General features: G+C 63.4%; 14 protein-coding genes. 7 read left to right on the forward strand and 7 right to left on the reverse strand.

Annotation, left to right across the window (positions count from 1 at the left end):
* The first annotated feature begins 49 nt into the window (after positions 1–49).
* The 7 genes from IEW01_RS01960 to IEW01_RS01990 all read left to right on the forward strand — a co-directional run bounded on the left by IEW01_RS01960 (position 50) and on the right by IEW01_RS01990 (position 7780).
* Positions 50–2860, forward strand: a complete 2811-nt coding sequence (locus IEW01_RS01960; RefSeq protein ID WP_188525919.1) for a molybdopterin oxidoreductase family protein — start codon at positions 50–52, stop codon at positions 2858–2860.
* Complete coding sequence (locus tag IEW01_RS01965; protein ID WP_188525920.1) at positions 2860–3603, forward strand: 4Fe-4S dicluster domain-containing protein; 744 nt, start codon at positions 2860–2862, stop codon at positions 3601–3603. The genes IEW01_RS01960 and IEW01_RS01965 overlap by 1 nt, the downstream gene beginning before the upstream one ends.
* The gene (locus tag IEW01_RS01970; protein WP_188525921.1) at positions 3603–4493 is read left to right on the forward strand and encodes a dimethyl sulfoxide reductase anchor subunit family protein; all 891 of its coding nucleotides are present in this window, start codon (positions 3603–3605) and stop codon (positions 4491–4493) included. The genes IEW01_RS01965 and IEW01_RS01970 overlap by 1 nt, the downstream gene beginning before the upstream one ends.
* 30 nt (positions 4494–4523) lie before the next feature.
* Positions 4524–5666, forward strand: coding sequence for an Mrp/NBP35 family ATP-binding protein (locus IEW01_RS01975; protein ID WP_229738009.1), 1143 nt, complete (start codon positions 4524–4526; stop codon positions 5664–5666).
* Between the two features lie 175 nt (positions 5667–5841).
* Positions 5842–6453, forward strand: coding sequence for a ribonuclease D (locus tag IEW01_RS01980; RefSeq protein ID WP_188525922.1), 612 nt, complete (start codon positions 5842–5844; stop codon positions 6451–6453).
* Positions 6454–6698: 245 nt separating this feature from the next.
* On the forward strand, positions 6699–7274 hold the full coding sequence (gene hpf / locus IEW01_RS01985) for a ribosome hibernation-promoting factor, HPF/YfiA family (RefSeq protein WP_188525923.1): 576 nt from the start codon (positions 6699–6701) through the stop codon (positions 7272–7274).
* Between the two features lie 41 nt (positions 7275–7315).
* Positions 7316–7780 (forward strand): PTS sugar transporter subunit IIA, encoded by a 465-nt coding sequence (locus IEW01_RS01990; protein ID WP_188525924.1) that lies wholly within the window; start codon positions 7316–7318, stop codon positions 7778–7780.
* A 4-nt stretch (positions 7781–7784) separates the two neighbouring features.
* Here IEW01_RS01990 and IEW01_RS01995 read toward each other — a convergent pair whose 3' ends face one another.
* The 7 genes from IEW01_RS01995 to IEW01_RS02025 form a co-directional block, all read right to left on the reverse strand.
* Positions 7785–9236 (reverse strand): nodulation protein NodH, encoded by a 1452-nt coding sequence (locus IEW01_RS01995; RefSeq protein WP_188525925.1) that lies wholly within the window; start codon positions 9234–9236, stop codon positions 7785–7787.
* Between the two features lie 10 nt (positions 9237–9246).
* The gene (locus tag IEW01_RS02000; protein WP_188525926.1) at positions 9247–10944 is read right to left on the reverse strand and encodes a DUF5927 domain-containing protein; all 1698 of its coding nucleotides are present in this window, start codon (positions 10942–10944) and stop codon (positions 9247–9249) included.
* Positions 10941–11951, reverse strand: coding sequence for a glycosyltransferase family 2 protein (locus tag IEW01_RS02005; protein WP_188525927.1), 1011 nt, complete (start codon positions 11949–11951; stop codon positions 10941–10943). Before IEW01_RS02005 ends, IEW01_RS02000 begins: the two co-directional genes overlap by 4 nt.
* Positions 11952–11992: 41 nt before the next feature.
* Positions 11993–13105 carry a glycosyltransferase family 4 protein gene (locus IEW01_RS02010; RefSeq protein ID WP_188525928.1) on the reverse strand — a complete coding sequence of 371 codons (1113 nt, stop codon included), beginning with the start codon at positions 13103–13105 and terminating at the stop codon, positions 11993–11995.
* A gap of 179 nt (positions 13106–13284) precedes the next feature.
* Complete coding sequence (gene galU, locus IEW01_RS02015) at positions 13285–14178, reverse strand: UTP--glucose-1-phosphate uridylyltransferase GalU (protein WP_188525929.1); 894 nt, start codon at positions 14176–14178, stop codon at positions 13285–13287.
* 108 nt (positions 14179–14286) lie between these two features.
* Entirely contained in the window at positions 14287–15540 is a 1254-nt protein-coding gene (locus IEW01_RS02020; protein WP_188525930.1) for a glycosyltransferase family 2 protein, read from the reverse strand.
* The gene (locus IEW01_RS02025) at positions 15537–16337 is read right to left on the reverse strand and encodes a 3-deoxy-manno-octulosonate cytidylyltransferase (RefSeq protein WP_188525931.1); all 801 of its coding nucleotides are present in this window, start codon (positions 16335–16337) and stop codon (positions 15537–15539) included. Before IEW01_RS02025 ends, IEW01_RS02020 begins: the two co-directional genes overlap by 4 nt.
* Position 16338 lies beyond the last annotated feature (1 nt).

The raw sequence follows: 16338 nt of genomic DNA on the forward strand, positions 1-16338 counted from the left end.
AATTTTGTGCGATGTTCATTCAAATATCCAAATGTAGAGATATGATCCGATGACGAGACCCGAAAACATCCAGATCGAGACGTCACCGCCCGTCTCGGACGAGATCCGCAAGACGACCTGCTACATGTGCGCCTGCCGCTGCGGCATCAACGTGCACATGAAAGGCGGGCAGATTGCCTACATCGAGGGCAACCGCGACCACCCGGTGAACCAAGGCGTGCTCTGCGGCAAGGGCTCCTCCGGCATCATGCAGCACTACGCACCTTCGCGCCTGCGCGCGCCGCTCAAGCGGGTGGGGCCGCGTGGCTCGGGTGAATTCGAGGAGATTTCGTGGGAGGAGGCGCTCGATCTCGCCGTTTCCTGGCTCGAACCGATTCGCCAGACCGACCCGAAGAAGCTCGCCTTCTTCACCGGGCGCGACCAATCGCAAAGCTTCACCAGTTTCTGGGGCCAGAACTTCGGCACCCCGAACTACGCCGCGCACGGCGGTTTCTGCTCGGTCAACATGGCCGCGGGCGGGATCTACACGATGGGCGGCGCGTTCTGGGAGTTCGGCCAGCCCGACTGGGAGCGCACCAAGCTCTTCGTTCTGTTCGGCGTGGCGGAAGACCACGATTCGAACCCGATCAAGATGGGCATCGGCAAGATGAAGGGCCATGGCGGCAAGGTCATGGGCGTCAACCCGATCCGGTCGGGCTACAATGCCGTGGCCGACGAATGGGTGGGAATCACCCCCGGTACCGACGGCCTCCTGATCCTGTCGATCGCCCACGAGCTGTTCCGCTCCGGCAAGGTCGACCTCGATTACCTGCGCCGCTACACCAACGCGGGCTTCCTCGTGAACGCGGAAGAGGGGCCGGAGAAGGGCCTGTTCCTGCGTGACAAGGACGGCAAGCCGCTGGTCATCGACCAGAAGACCGGCAAGCCGGAAGCCTTCGACAAGCCCGGTGTGATCGCCAACCTCGCGGCGAGCCAGGGCGAGAACCGCACCGTCTTCCAGCTCATGGCCGAGAAATACCTCGCGGCGGAATACGCCCCCGAGGCGGTGGCCGAGCGCTGCGGCCTCACCGCGGAGCGCATCCGCAACATCGCCGCCGAATTCGCCCGCGTGGCCTTCGAGGAGGAAATCAGCCTCGACGTGGAATGGACCGACTGGAAGGGCGAGAAGCACGACAAGATGATCGGCCGCCCGATCAGCTTCCACGCCATGCGCGGTATCTCGGCCCATTCCAACGGCTTCCAGACCGCCCGCGCGCTGCACGTGCTGCAGATCCTGCTCGGCTCGGTCGAGGTGCCCGGTGGCTTCCGGTTCAAGCCGCCCTATCCGAAGCCGCCGGAAGCCCACCCCAAGCCCCATGCCGGCGTGACGCCGGGCAAGCCGCTCGACGGGCCGCACCTTGGCTATATCATGGGGCCGGAGCACCTCCTGATGGAGGAAGACGGCACCGCCAAGCGGATCGACAAGGCTTATACGTGGGAAAACCCGTTCTCGGCGCATGGCCTGATGCACATGGTCATCTCCAACGCGCACGCGGGCGACCCCTACAAGATCGACACCCTGTTCCTTTACATGGCCAACATGGCGTGGAACTCGTCGATGAACACCGCCGAGGTGATGCGCATGCTCACCGACAAGGATGAAAACGGCGAATACGTGATCCCGCACATCATCTATTCCGACGCCTACTCGTCGGAAACGGTGGCCTATGCCGACCTGGTCCTGCCGGACACCACCTACCTGGAGCGGCATGACTGCATCTCGCTGCTCGACCGCCCGATCTGCGAGGCGGAAGCGGCGGCCGACAGCATCCGCTGGCCCGTCGTCGAGCCCGACCGCGACGTGCGCGGCTTCCAGACGGTGCTGATCCAGCTGGCCAACAAGATGGGCCTGCCGGGCTTCGTCGACGATGACGGCAACCCCAAGTGGGAAGACTACGCCGACTACATCCAGAACCACGAGCGCCGCCCCGGCGTGGGTCCGCTCGCGGGCTGGCGTGGCAAGGAAGGCGACAAGAGCGGGCGCGGCGAGGCCAACCCGAACCAGATCGAGAAGTACATCGAGAACGGCGGCTTCTGGATCGGCCATATCCCCGAGGAAGGGCAGTTCTACAAGCCGTGGAACAAGGCCTACCAGGATTGGGCCGTGGAGATCGGGATCTACGACTCGCCGCAGTTCTACGCCTTCAACCTCTACGTCGAGCCGCTGCGCAAGATGCAGCTGGCCGCCGAGGGCCATGGCGAGAACCAGCCGCCGGATCACCTGCGCGAGCGCATCAAGCGCACGATGGACCCGCTGCCCACGTGGTACGAGCCGTTCGAAGACACCAACGTCGACGTGAACGAATTCCCGATCCATGCCCTGACCCAGCGGCCGATGCAGATGTATCACTCCTGGGGCACGCAGAACGCGTGGCTGCGGCAGATCACCGGCAAGAACTACATGTACCTGCCGAAGAAGATCTGGGATGAGAACGGCTTCAAGGAGGGCGATTACGCCCGGATCAGCTCGGTCCATGGCTCGATCGTGGTGCCGGTGGCCCTGCACGAAGGGCTCAACGACCACACGATCTGGACGTGGAACGCCATCGGCAAGCGCAAGGGCGCCTGGGCGCTCGACGAAAAGGCGCCCGAAGCCACCGAGGGCTTTCTGCTCAACCACCTGATCCACGAGCTGCAGCCTCCCAAGGGCGATGGCATGCGCTGGACCAACTCCGATCCGGTGACCGGTCAGGCGGCTTGGTTCGATCTTCGGGTGAAGATCGAGAAGGCCGACCCGAAACCAGACGAGGCCCAACCCGTCTTCCCGCCGATCAAGTCGCCGGTTGGCAAGGGCCCCAAGAACGTGGCGAGGAAAATCTGATGACCAAGCTTCCGACCCATACGGAAAAGAAACTCGGCCTTGTAATCGACCTGGACACCTGCGTCGGCTGTCACGCCTGCGTCACGTCCTGCAAGGGCTGGAATACGCAAAACTACGGCGCGCCGCTGTCGGATATCGACGCCTACGGCGCCGATCCCGAGGGCACCTTCCTCAACCGCGTGTTCAACTACGAGGTGGCGCCGGCCGACGGCGGCTCTTCGCAGACGGTGCATTTTCCCAAGTCGTGCCTGCATTGCGAAGACGCGCCTTGCGTCACCGTCTGCCCCACCGGCGCGAGCTACAAGCGCGTGTCGGACGGGATCGTCCTGGTGAACGAAGACCGCTGCATGGGCTGCGGCCTCTGCGCCTGGGCCTGTCCTTATGGCGCGCGTGAGCTGGATTACGACGCGGGCATCATGAAGAAGTGCACGCTCTGCGTTGACCGGATCTACAACGAGAACATCCCCGAGGAAGACCGGGTGCCCGCCTGCGTGCGCACCTGCCCGGCCGGTGCGCGCCACTTCGGCGATCTCGGCGACCCCGAGTCGGATGTCTCGCAACTCGTGGCCGAGCGCGGCGGGATGGACCTGATGCCCGAGCAGGGCACCAAGCCGGTCAACAAGTATCTGCCGCCCCGCCCGAAAGACACCCTCGACAAACAGCCCCCCAAGGCGCTCGAAACCGTTGCCGACGAAGCCAAGGGCTTCCTCGGATGGCTCGACAAGGCACTGGAGAAACTCTGATGCACCCGGCACCTTCCGTTATCATCTTCACTTCGATCTCGGGCCTCGGCTTCGGATTCTTCATCTGGCTCGGCCTCGGCATTCCCGATCTCTATGGCTGGGAGGCCTTCGCGGCCTTCTTCGTGGCCTATGCCCTCTCGGTCGGGGGCTTGCTCGCCTCTGTCTTCCACCTCGCCAACAAGAAGAACGTGATCTACTCGTTCAGCCAGTGGCAAACCTCGTGGCTCTCGCGTGAAGGCGTGCTCTCGGTGATCGCCCTGCTCGCCTTCGCCGTCTTCGCCATCGGCCGGATCTTCTTCGGCACCGATCTGCCGGTGTTCGGCTATATCGGCTCGGCGCTGGCGCTGCTCACGGTGTTCGCCACCTCGATGATCTACACCCAGCTCAAGACGGTGCCGCGCTGGAACATGCCGATCAACCCGGTGCTGTTCCTGCTCTATGCCATCTCGGGTGGCGCCATCCTCGCGACGGCGGGTGGCGCGCTGTCGGGCGCTGTCGCCGGCGTTCTGATCCTCGTTCTGACCGCCCTGCAACTCGCGGGCTGGATGATGGGCGACAAGCGCCTCGCCGAGTCGGGTTCGACCAAGGGCACGGCGACGGGGCTCAACACCATCGGCCAGGTGCGTCTGTTCGAAAGCGCGCACACCAGCCGCAACTACATTCTCGACGAGATGGTTCACATGATCGGCCGCAAACATGCCCAGAAACTGCGCATGATCGCCGTCGCCGCGATTGGCGTGGTCCCGGTGGTGTTGCTGCTGTTACTGCCGCCCAGCATCATCGTCACGCTCGTTGCGTTGGCGAGCCACCTGATCGGCGTTCTCGCCGCGCGCTGGCTCTTCTTCGCGGAGGCCGAGCACGTGGTCGGGCTCTATTACAATAGGGGCTGACACAGCGTCACCAGGGAGGAATTCACCGTAATGATTACGCGTATCATGGCCCATCTCGCCCACGTCGAGGCCGAGGGCATCAAGGGCAACATCATCGAAGCCGGGCTGGTGACCGAGAAGGACGTCTCGGTCAACGGCCACAAGGTTGTCGTTTCGGTGAACGTGCCGGGCGACTTCATGGGCGATATCAAGGCGCTGCAACAGGACATCGAAACGCGTCTGAAGGGCAACATCCCGCAGATCGAGAACCTGCTCGTGGTGCTCACCGGTGAGTCTGGCGTGGCGCTGGCGAAGGCAGAGGCCGAGGCGAAGGCCCCGCCCAAACTGCGCAAGGAGCCGGCGAAGAACCCCGGCGTTCCGGGGCCGGACATGCGCCCGGCGCAGGCCGCCATCCCTGGCATCAAGCACATCGTCGCGGTGGCTTCCGGCAAGGGCGGCGTTGGCAAATCCACCACCGCCGTCAACATCGCCGCCACCCTCGCGAGCCTCGGCTTCAAGGTCGGCCTGCTGGACGCCGATATCTACGGCCCCTCGATCCCGCGCCTGCTCGACATCACCGAGCGCCCCGGCATGGAGGGCGATCGCGTCGTTCCGATCGAGAAATACGGCATGAAGATCATGTCGATGGGCTTTTTGATGGACGAGGAAGCGCCGCTGATCTGGCGTGGCCCGATGGTGGTGACGGCGCTCATGCAGATGACGCGCGACGTGAAATGGGGCGAGCTCGATTTCCTCATTCTCGACATGCCCCCGGGCACCGGTGACGCACAGCTCACGATGGCGCAGCAAACCCCGCTTTCGGGCGCGGTGATCGTCTCGACCCCGCAGGATCTTGCGCTGGTCGATGCGCGCAAGGGGCTGAAGATGTTCAGGGATGTGGACGTGCCGATCCTCGGCATCATCGAGAACATGTCGACCTTCGTCTGCCCGCATTGCGGCGAGGTCAGCGAGATCTTCGGTCATGGCGGCGCCGAGGCCGACGCGCGCCGGCTCGGCGTGATGTTCCTCGGAGCAGTGCCGCTTCACATGGCGATCCGTGAGTATTCCGACGCGGGCAAGCCCCTTGTCGTGGCCGAACCCGACAGCGTGCACGCGGATTTCTACCGCAAGGTCTCGCTCAAGATCGCCACGCTCCTGGGAATGGCCGAGGACGACGAAGAAGACGACGACTGAGCCGCCGGATCGAACCGGGTTGGAAGGGGCCGCCACGCGCGGCCCCTTGCGTTTTTCTGGGCCGCGTGCGCGCGGGCGCCGCCGACGCAGGATTTGTGCCGGGGCGGTGAAACCGGGCGTTGAACGGCGCGCACAATCTCACTAAGAGGGGCGGAAGTTCAGACAAGAGGCCCTCATGGCGAACCACCTCTACAAGCGCGATCTTCCTGACGGGCTCGATCTTGGCCCCGTCGTGGCGATCGACACCGAGACCATGGGGCTCAACCCGCACCGCGACAGGCTGTGCGTTGTCCAGCTTTCGAGCGGAGACGGAAACGCCCATATCGTTCACGTCGAACAGGGCCAGACCGAAGCGCCGAACCTGGTGGCGATGCTGGCCAACCCCGATGTGTTGAAGCTGTTCCATTTCGGCCGTTTCGATATCGCCGCCCTGCTCAAGGCGTTCGGCGTGCTGACCGCGCCGGTCTATTGCACCAAGATCGCCTCCAAGCTGGTGCGCACCTATACCGATCGCCACGGGCTCAAGGTGCTGCTCGACGAAATGCTGCATGTCGATGTCTCCAAGCAGCAGCAGCAGAGCGATTGGGGTGCGCGCGAGCTGACCGAGGCGCAACTCGATTATGCCGCGTCGGATGTGCTCTACCTGCACCGGCTCAAAGAAAAACTCGACGCCCGAATCGCACGAGAAGGCCGCAGCGAAGTTGCCCAGGCCTGTTTTGACTTCCTGCCGAACCGGGCGCGGCTGGATCTCATGGGCTGGCCCGAGATCGACATCTTTGCGCATTGAGCAACCCGCCGCATCGACCCATTTCAGTTGACAACGGCCGCGGAGCGTCGCCACAATGATCGTGAAAACCATGCATGAACACGCACATGACAGTTCGTGCAAAGGCCCAGGCGGCCATCGCACCCACACCGTCCGAACTCTTCGGGCGCGGACGCAAAACTCAAGCCACAATATCCTGTCCCAAGATTGCCGCGTCGGCGTTGTGCCATGCGCGGTTGGGGCAATGCCGAAAGTGAGGAGGTAGGATGAAGTACCAGATCAGTGGTAAGCAAATCGACATTGGTGAAGCCCTTCAGACGCATGTGAAGAACGAACTCGGAGCGATCGTGCAGAAATACGCCGAGCGCCCGACGGATGCGCAGATCGTGTTTTCGAAGGTCGCGCATGAATACGTCTGTGAATCGGTCGTGCACCTGTCGACCGGTCTCACCGCGCAGGCCAAGGGCCATGCCACCGAGATCTATGCCGCTTTCGACGATTGCGCGAACAAGATGGAGAAACAGCTCCGCCGCTACAAGCGCCGGTTGAAAGATCACCACAAGGAGCGCCCGAACCCGGTTGAAGTTTTTGGCGGTGCCTCGTATATCCTCGCCTCTGAAGAGGGAAGCGATGACTCGGAGCCGGAGACCCTGCAGCCGATCATCATCGCCGAGATGGAGACGAAGATCCCCACGATCTCGGTTGGTGAAGCTGTGATGCAGATGGAACTCGCGCATGCGCCGGTCCTCGTGTTCCGCAACGAGAAAACCAACGGGGTAAACGTCGTTTATCGGCGGGAAGACGGCAACGTCGGCTGGATCGATCCCCGCAATTCGGCCTGAACGCGCCATTTGGGCCGCGGGCCGGAAGAAAAGTAGGTGTTATGGAACTCTCGACGATTATCCGGCCCGCTGCCGTGAAAGTGGTGGCGAACGTGTCCAGCAAGAAGCGCCTGTTCCAGGATCTGGGCGACATCGTCGCATCGGCCTACGGCCTTGATGGCGATGCCGCTTTCTCCGCCCTGCAGGATCGCGAGTCTCTCGGGCCCACCGGTGTCGGCCATGGCGTCGCCCTGCCGCACGCGCGGATCGAGGGCCTTGAAGAGGTTGTGGGCGCCTTCGTGCGGATCGAAAAGCCTCTCGACTTCGACGCGGTGGATCGTCAGCCGGTCGATCTGGTGTTTGCGCTCTTTGCGCCCGATGGGTCCGGCGTGGACCATCTCAAGGCGCTGGCGCTGGTTTCGCGCACGATGCGGGATTCAAGCGTGTGCGCCAAGCTGCGGGCCAATGAGGATCCCGACACGCTGCACACGATCCTGACGGAGTCGCATGCGACCCGGGCGGCCTGAGCTCTCACGCCTCCGCCCGGGCGACCTCGTCCGTCCAGTCATCAAACCCGAACAGCATGTAATCGCGCTGGTAGGCGGCGCGAACAGCTTTTTCGATCTCGGCGTCGTAGATGTCTTCGAGGGTGAAAGGCGTGTCGGCGATCGCTTCCGGCGGCGATACGGGCGCGATGCCAACTTCGGCGCAGAGCTGCTCCAGCCCAAGCGCCAATCGTGACTCGCGCAGCAGGTGGTCGGGCAGGTGCACTTGCCCGAACCCCTGGATCACGTGCCCCTGCGTGGCCCATGCGCCGTCGACCCTGATGGTGGTTTGTCCCTGCAGGTTCGATTTCACGAACTTGAGGAACGCGAGAAACGCCTCGCGATGCGCGATGCGGTCATAGTCCGCGCCCGGAACCAGATCGTCGGGCAGCGGCACGTGATAATGCTCGCGCAGGGCGCGCCGGATCTCGAGGTAGGTTTCGGGGCCGTCCGACAGGAAATGCCGGCAGAACGCGGCATGTGCCCGGGCGGCTGGATGGCGCAGAACGGTGAACCCCCGGTGCCCCGGATGGGTGCGTTTCCATTTGCGCATGTCTTTCTGGCTCATGCCGGTGACGAGGGCGTCTTGCCCAACACCGTCAAGCGCGGCGAGCCAGGCGAGCACCTCGTCGACCGGCCCGCCCTGGATCGGCAGAAACATCAGCGGTGCAACCGCCGCGGTGACGTAGCTCGGCACCATCGGCGTGCGCCGGGGCTCGAAAACCGGGGTGCGGCCGATATCGAAAAAGTCGATCTCGTTCACGGTTTTGACGAGATCGGGGTAGTTCACGATCTTTTCCTCGTGCCCCTCGGGATTTTGCTTCTTGAACTTGCCGGAGAACTCCTCGATCCGGCTGCTCTCGCCCAGGAATGCCGCGAGGCCGTTGATCACCTCGATATCCTGAAGATCTTCATAATCGAGGTAGAACGCCGTTTGCCCGCTGCGCTGGAGCCGCCCCAGCACCTTTTGCTGAAACTCGGTGATCCGGAAGTAGAGCTTGGCGAACTCCTGCGGCACGAACCGTGCCTTCTTCTTGATCACGTCGTGCACGTCCGACAGTTGCCACTGGTCGGTTTCCCAGGCGACCTTTCGCGAAACATAGGCATCGACGAAGTTGCGGGTGAGCACCACCTTGGCGCAACGCGGGTCGTCGATCACGGCCTCGAACACGCGGTTGTCGTGATCGTGGAAAAAGCGGAAACCGGGAATTCCTTCGGTTTCCTCCTTCATCCGCGCGATCAGGCGCAGCGGATCGGCGTTGCGCGCCTCGACCGTCACCCCGAACAGCTCCTCGCAATCGGGTTGCACCATGAAATAGGGATTGAAGGCTTCGCCGTAGGTTTGCAGCCCCGGAAACAGATCGAGGTTCGACTCGAGGAAATTGGAACCCGTCCTCATCTCGGCAAAGATCACGAAATAGTCGAACTGTCTGCTCATCGCCGGGCCTTCAATTTACCAGATAGGGTTTGCGCGGTTTCTTGCGGTCGTGCGCAACCAGGTTCGACACCGGGAAATCCCCCATCAGGTGCGGGTGCATGCCCTGGTTCTTCAGGTTTTGAAGGAATTGCCCGAACCCGTCGAGCGAAACCATGCGCGGCGCTTCGGTGAGGCGGTGCGAGGTGCGGTTGCCCAGCTCGTCTATGATCGTCTGCAAGGGTTCCATCGGGTTTTCGACGAAGTCCGCCAACGTCCAGATCCGCACCCGCGCCTTGGCGTAGAAGGATTTGAGCGCGTCGAGATGTTCCGCCTCGATCTTCTGGAGCCGCGCCGCCTGCTTGCGGATATCGGAGAAATTGGCGTTGGAATAGAACAGCGGCACCGCCCAGGCACCGGAGATCACAGAGATCGCGGCGTTCGGGTCCTTGGCGAGGAACCAGCTGATGTCCTGCGTGTCGCGCGGGCCATACTGGAAGCACTGCCGCTCGCCCCGCGTGTTCCAGATCAGGCTGGTGAGGAAAGCATGCGGGTTGTAATCGCGCAGCTCCGCACTGTCGGAAAGCGCGCCTGCAAACACCTTTTGCCCGCCGGCGAACTCGACCCGGTCCGGTCCGAAGAGATGGCCATGAACCCGCGCGCCGACCATGCGGGTCAGCCAATCGTCAAAATCCTCGAACAGTTCCGCGAACCCCTCGAACACCGCGTAGGGTGCGCTGGTGGGCCCGTTTTCCCAGCCCTCGTTGGGAAAGCGGCTTTGCATGTAAAGCCCCGGCCGGCCCTTGGTGCGCCGTTCGACGGCCTTGGAAAAGATCCGGTCGATCTTGCCGGGGTTGGGCTCGGCCCCGGTGACGATCGTGGCGTCCTCCGAAAGGAAGCCATCATAGAGCTTGTCGGCATGCGGCCAGATCTTTCGCGCCACGAAGCAGTCGGAGCGGCGCAGAAGCTGCATGTGGTCGTCGTAGAAGATGTGCGGCTTGCCCTGAAAGTCGAACTTCGAGAGCGTCAGCGAGCGGCTTTCGATGTTGGTGGAGTAGAGCCGCACCAACGTCTGGTAATAGCTTTCGTCGGGGATCCAGACCTTTGAGAAATACCGGTCATAGCTCGCGCGGTCGGGGTCTTCGAGGATTGCGGTGAGGGTTTGCCGGGTCAGGCACCACCATTGGCTGCCGAGGTGCGGCACCAACCCGTCGGGGATCTTGCGGTTGATATTCAACCTGCGCTGTAGGTGCACATAGGCATCGAACAGATGGCGCTGGCGTTTCCACGAGAACGGGAAGCGCAGGGTGAAGCGTTCCTCGTCGAGCCCGCCCACCGTCCAGGGCACGTCAACGGTCGTGACGCTTTCGATGAAGTTGGTCATCGGCCGTTCGGCAAGATAATCCTTGAGTTCCTGCACCGGCCGGAGCGGCAGGCAGGAGCCCGATGCGAGAAACACGTGCCGCACCTCGGCGAACTCCTTGAGCAGGAGTTCCGACGCCGCCTGGCTCGCCTCGACCAGCGACCAGGTGCCCCATTCGCAGGAAAACCGTTGCGAGAAGCGCACGTTGTCGAGATCCGACAGGGCTTCCACGAAAGCGGCGTGATCGCGCCGCTTCACCTTGCGGTCGACATGGATCACCACCGGGCAATCGTGGCGGGCCCAGTGCCGGGCCACCTGCTCGGCGCGGTCGAGTGCGGTGTGCACCAGCATGACGAAACCCACGCTCATGCCCAGTTGCCCTTCGACATCAGGCCGAGGATTTCGAGCTGCCGCCAGTTGATGTATTTCTCCGACCATTTGCACCACAGGTCGGGATTGTCTTTCAGCTTCTCGGCATAGGCCCGGTATTCGTGGCTGGCGGCGTAGTGCTGGCGGCGTTCCAGCTCTTCCTCGGCCTTGTCCGCGAAGGTGCTGAGAAACTTGGCATGAAGCAGAACCCCCGAAGCCTTTTCGCCGCCCCATTCATCGTAAACGAGGTTGAGGCCGCGCGGCAGCAGGTTGTGGGTGGAACTGACGTAGGTGTAGGCGCGATGCCATTTCACCAGCGGGATCTTGTTGAGCGCAGGCGCGCGCGCCGGGTTGTCGGGGAAGAAGGCACGGGCGCGCGGACCGCCCTGGATCCAGAGGTTTCCGAACCGAGGGTTCTTCGAGATCATGTAATTGCCCGAGTCGAACCAGCTGGCAATCTCGAACGGGTCCTGGCCCTCGCGGTAGGGCTGCGCATCCAGCGTGCCCTTGGGGTACATGTCGAGAAGCATCGCCCCGAACGACTTGATCGACGACGCATCGAGCCAATCGGTCAGGGCGCGCAGGTTGCGCGTGTCGGAGAACGGGTAGACGAAAAACTCGTCGGGATCGACGGTGAGCACCCAGTGGCCATGCGCATGTTTTCGGGCGAGCCAGTTGAGCCAGTCCACCCCGAAGCGCGCGCGCTTGTAGCTCGCGTTGGTGGCCCAGACCGACACGTCCGGCTGATCGGTGAGAAACGCGCGCGAGCCGTCGTCGCTGTCATTGTCGACGAAGATGAAATGGTTGACCCCGAGCCGCCGATAATAATCGAGGAAAAAGGGCAGCCGCACCCGCTCGTTGCGCAAGGTCGACATGACGAGGATGTCGTCGGGCTGGATTGTTTCGGTTCGATCAACAGCCGGGGTCAGTTCGCGGCGCTTTCGCAGGGCTCGCACACGCCATCGCTTGCGCTCCCAGCGCAGCTGATATGACCGCAAAAAGCCCAACCCTGATCCTTCCACCTAAGGCAGCGATGCCGCTTCGGCTATCATGTCACCTTTAAAACAAGGTTGAAATGATCTTCCCACGTGGGAAGACGGATAGCTGCCAAGGCTGCTGCCTCTTTTTCTTGTCTGTCTGCCCGAGCAAGATCCAATATGATCTCGGCCCAAGAATACATATCGTCAACCGATGCGTAAATGGGATTGTTTCCAAGTACTTCACGGTAAACCGGCAGATCGTTGACCAGCGCGGGCGTTCCAAGCAACAGCGCCTCGGCGGGCGGCAGGCCGAAGCCTTCAACGAAACTCGGCATCAGGAGCGCCTGCGCGCCTTTCATGAGCGCGGCCACCGCACCATCGTCAAGGCCGGCGAATTCCTGGACGTGCCGCCCCATGATCGGCGAAGTGTCGAGCCGCTCGAAGACCTCGCGGTTGAGCCAGCCGCGCTTGCCGGCGATCACCAGATTGGGGATTTCGTCGGCCGGCAGGGTGTTGGCGAAATGCTCCCAGATATCGAGCAGGAGCGCGTGGTTCTTCCTCGGTTCGATCGTGCCGAGAATGACGAAGTAGGGGCGGCTCGTGTCCAGCGTCCGCGGCAGGGAATCTGGTTCCGGTTCCGGCATCTCGACCCCGAGATGCGCCATCACCATCGGAGGCACCCGTCCCATAATGGCCAGGTGCCGTTCGGCCGTTCGCCTGGTGTAGTCGGAATTGTAGATCATCAGGTCGGCGTGTTTCGAGGTATGCCGCATCATCCCGATGAAGCCGCCGCTCATCTTGTTGTTGATGTAGGCCGGGTAATCGAGCGGGATCACGTCGTGAAGGAGTATGCTCACCCGCCCGCCCGGAATGGACTTGATCGCCTTGAAGACGGGTTCATTTGCAAGATTGGTGAGGCCGGTATTCACCCAGACGGTGCCTTCCGGCAACTGCTGCCTCAGCATTTTCCCCAGATCGCGCATGCCCGAGCGCATCCGTTCCAGCCGGCGCAGGTCGGCATAGGCCGCGCGTTTCTCCGGCAGGGCCTTGCGGCGAAGCGAGGCGCGCAGATCGGCGCGGCCCCACGGGGTTGCCCCGAGCAGACGCTCCGCCAACGCGCGGGTTGCGTCGCGGTCGAGCAGGCTGAAGGCAGGTCTCTTCATCGAGCCGAGGCCGTTCACCGTTCGCACGAGGCTGAACAGCGGTTCGGGCTCTTCAAGGAACCTCTCCAGGTATTTCGCCTCGACCCTGTCGATCCCGGTCTGCCTCGTTCCGACGCGCGCGAACAATCGGGAGAGATCAAGGAGTCTCGCCGGCGGGGGGCCTTCTGGCCTGAGCGAATTCGTCAAGGTCCGAACCCCTATTGCGCCGCTTTGCGCACCGCCAGGAGCTCCTCAATATAACTGGAGAACTCGTCGCGCAGATCGTCGCGGGCCAGAGCGAACGAGACGGTGGCCTGAAGAAAGCCCGCTTTCGAGCCGCAATCGAACCGCTGGCCGCGGAACCGATAGCCGTAGACGTCGCGGCCTTGCTCGATCTCTTCCGCGATCGCGTCGGTCAACTGGATCTCGCCGCCGGCGCCGCTGCGCACCTTGTTGATATTCTGCAGAACCTTGGGGGTGAGGATGTAGCGCCCGATCACCGCGAGGTTCGACGGTGCTTCATCAGCCTTGGGCTTTTCCACCATGCCCTTGACGCGCACAAGCGACCCCATGTCTTCCGCAACGTCGAGCACGCCGTAGGCCGAAGCCTTTTCACGCGGCACTTCCATCGCCGCGACCATGGCGCCCCCGGTTTCCTGGTAAGCTTCCACCATTTGCTGGAGCACCGGCTTTTCGGCGGCGATCACATCGTCAGGCAGGATCACGGCGAAAGGTTCGTTGGCGATCAGCCGACGGGCGCACCACACCGCGTGGCCAAGCCCCAGGGCCCGGTGCTGCCGGATGTAGGCGATGGCGCCGGATTCCATGTTGGTTGATTTGAGAATCTCGAGCAGATCGTCCTTGCCGGAGCGCCGCAGGCTCGCCTCGAGCACCGGGTTGATGTCGAAGTAATCTTCGAGCGCGCCCTTGCCGCGCGAGGTGACAAAGATGAATTCCTTGATCCCGGCGGCGCGCGCTTCGTCGATCGCGTATTGGATGAGGGGCCGATCCACCAGCGTCATGATCTCTTTCGGGATCGATTTCGTCGCGGGGAGAAACCGGGTTCCCAGGCCGGCCACGGGAAAAATCGCCTTGGTTACTTTCCGTCTCATTACGCCTCACATTTGGCTCGCTTTGCCCGAAACGCACTTAAGTGCAAACCTGGTGCGTATCGCGGGCTGTATTTGACCTGAAGGTAACGTCATATAGCCCGACAGTCATTACGATTTTGTGTCGCTCGTGTCGCATCGTCGCAGCCCCTCCACGCGCGCCCACTCCTTCAGCACCCGTGCGCGAAATGCATGCCATGTGAAATATCGCTCATCGCGCCTAGCCTTGCCAAACAGCCCGCCCGATTGCTCCCACCATCCGCCGGGGTGAAACCTGACCCGGTGTGGCAAGGCCGTCGGGCTGAAGCGGAAAAGGGTCACGATCTCGCCTCGCGCGACGGCCCCGCGGGCGCTCCTGCGCAACGCGGCCCTGTTCCACGGGCGGCCGGCGAAATAGCGTGCGGGCCGGGCAGCCGGGTTTTTCGACCATGGGAGGAAAGGGTCAGCTGGGGGCGCGAGGGCGGAGAGGGGCAGGAGGTCTCTTTTCAGACCTGCGCGAAAACCCGTTTCGAGTTCTGCCAGCCGCCGGGCAACGTCGCGTGGCTCGAGTCCGCCGTCGACCATGTAGCGCAAGAGTGCGCGCCGCTGCTCGGCTGAGATCCGGGCGAATTCCTCGTCCATGTCGGCCTCCGGCGCGTGCTTTCGCAGGAACACCGCGCTCGACGCGCCGATTTCGGTGAGGTCGGTGGGCGCGCGGTCGCCGGCGCGGCGCGCGGAGGCGGCAAACCCATGGTGAACGATGGCGCGGGGCACCAGGACCGTGCGCGCGTCGCGCGCCGCCAACCGCATGTTGAGATCGGTTTCGTCGAAGAAGAAACGAAAGGCCGGGTCGAAGCCGCCGAGCGTGGCGATCATCTCGCGGCGGACGGCGAAATTCGTCCCTTCCGTCTTGGTCACGAACCCTTCGGGCGGCACTGGTTCGAAGGGATCGGTGCCGGTGTGTGCGAGTTCGATCTTGCGCCCACGCGCATCCACGCCGCGCGCGCCCCACTGCAACGATATGCCGTTACGGCCGATCACGAAGCCGCCCGTTGCCGCCACCCCGGGCTCTGCGAACGGCGCGCTGAGGTGACCGAGCCAGGTTGGTTCCGGCACCGCGTCGTCGTCGATGAAGGCGACGATCTCGCCACTGCTGGCGACGATCCCGGCATTGCGCGCGGCAGAGATATTGGGTGCGTCGAAGGCCACCAGTTTCACCCGGCTCTGCCAACCTTTCGCCTCGACCGCCGCCACGCCCGCCGGATCGGCCACCACCACGACCTCGAAGGCCGGGTGGCAGAGCTGGCCGACCCCGGTGAGGCAGCGGATGAGGAGCTTCGGCCGGCCCCGGCTCACGATGACGACCGAGACCGGTTTGGCGCTCATGCGATGCCCATCTCGGCCAGCATCGCCTCGATCCTTGGCACGTCTTCAGGGTTGTTCAGTTCCCAGAACTGCCGCCCCCGCGGCTCGACCTCGACGCAGAGCACCGGGCGTTCGCGCTCCAGGAAGCGGAGTTGTTCAAGCCCTTCGAGGCTTTCGAGCGGCCCGGCCTTCCATCTCGGATAGGCTGCGAGCGCGGCCGGACGATAGGCGTAGACGCCGACGTGGTGATACACCGGCGTTTGCGCCTCGGGCGGAAAATCCCGCGTGGTGTAGGGGATGACCTCCTTGGAAAAATAGAGCGCCTGCCCGTCGATCCCGAACACCGCCGTGGTCGCTCCGACGCGGCCGGCGCGACGGTCGTCGTGGAAGCCCGCGAGGGCGCGGCCGGAGCAGCGCAGGACGGGGGTGGCGACTTCTGCTGTCGGGTGCGCGTAGAGGGCCGAAACCAGCGCCTCGACAAACCACGGCGGGGTCAAGGGCGCGTCGCCTTGCAGGTTCACCACGATGTCGAATGTCTGCCCGAGCGCATCATGCGCCTCAGCGCAGCGTTCGGTGCCGTTCTGGCAAGCCTGCGACGTCATCACCACCTCGGCGCCGAAGCTCTTCGCCTCGTCGCGAATGCGCGCGTCGTCCGTCGCCACCACGATGCGGTCGATCCCCTGCACCTGCGTTGCCGCGTCCCATGATCGGCGGATCAGCGTCTTGCGCTGGCCTGTCGCGCCGGTCAGTTCAACCAGCGCTTTGCCGGGGTAGCGGGTGGAGGCGTGGCGCGCAGGGATGACGAGGAGCGTGGCCATG

It is taken from the genome of Sinisalibacter lacisalsi (genome assembly GCF_014640115.1).
GTDB classification, from domain to species: Bacteria; Pseudomonadota; Alphaproteobacteria; order Rhodobacterales; family Rhodobacteraceae; genus Sinisalibacter; species Sinisalibacter lacisalsi.

Excerpts from the sequence above, each read along its gene's own strand:
- IEW01_RS01980 (WP_188525922.1), top strand. The coding sequence starts at position 5,842 with ATGGCGAACCACCTCTACAAGCGCGATCTTCCTGACGGGCTCGATCTT.
- hpf (WP_188525923.1), top strand. The coding sequence starts at position 6,699 with ATGAAGTACCAGATCAGTGGTAAGCAAATCGACATTGGTGAAGCCCTT.
- IEW01_RS01990 (WP_188525924.1), top strand. The coding sequence starts at position 7,316 with ATGGAACTCTCGACGATTATCCGGCCCGCTGCCGTGAAAGTGGTGGCG.
- IEW01_RS02020 (WP_188525930.1), bottom strand. The coding sequence starts at position 15,540 with ATGAGCGCCAAACCGGTCTCGGTCGTCATCGTGAGCCGGGGCCGGCCG.
- galU (WP_188525929.1), bottom strand. The coding sequence starts at position 14,178 with ATGAGACGGAAAGTAACCAAGGCGATTTTTCCCGTGGCCGGCCTGGGA.
- IEW01_RS01965 (WP_188525920.1), top strand. The coding sequence starts at position 2,860 with ATGACCAAGCTTCCGACCCATACGGAAAAGAAACTCGGCCTTGTAATC.
- IEW01_RS02000 (WP_188525926.1), bottom strand. The coding sequence starts at position 10,944 with ATGAGCGTGGGTTTCGTCATGCTGGTGCACACCGCACTCGACCGCGCC.
- IEW01_RS02025 (WP_188525931.1), bottom strand. The coding sequence starts at position 16,337 with ATGGCCACGCTCCTCGTCATCCCTGCGCGCCACGCCTCCACCCGCTAC.
- IEW01_RS01960 (WP_188525919.1), top strand. The coding sequence starts at position 50 with ATGACGAGACCCGAAAACATCCAGATCGAGACGTCACCGCCCGTCTCG.
- IEW01_RS01995 (WP_188525925.1), bottom strand. The coding sequence starts at position 9,236 with ATGAGCAGACAGTTCGACTATTTCGTGATCTTTGCCGAGATGAGGACG.
- IEW01_RS01970 (WP_188525921.1), top strand. The coding sequence starts at position 3,603 with ATGCACCCGGCACCTTCCGTTATCATCTTCACTTCGATCTCGGGCCTC.
- IEW01_RS01975 (WP_229738009.1), top strand. The coding sequence starts at position 4,524 with ATGATTACGCGTATCATGGCCCATCTCGCCCACGTCGAGGCCGAGGGC.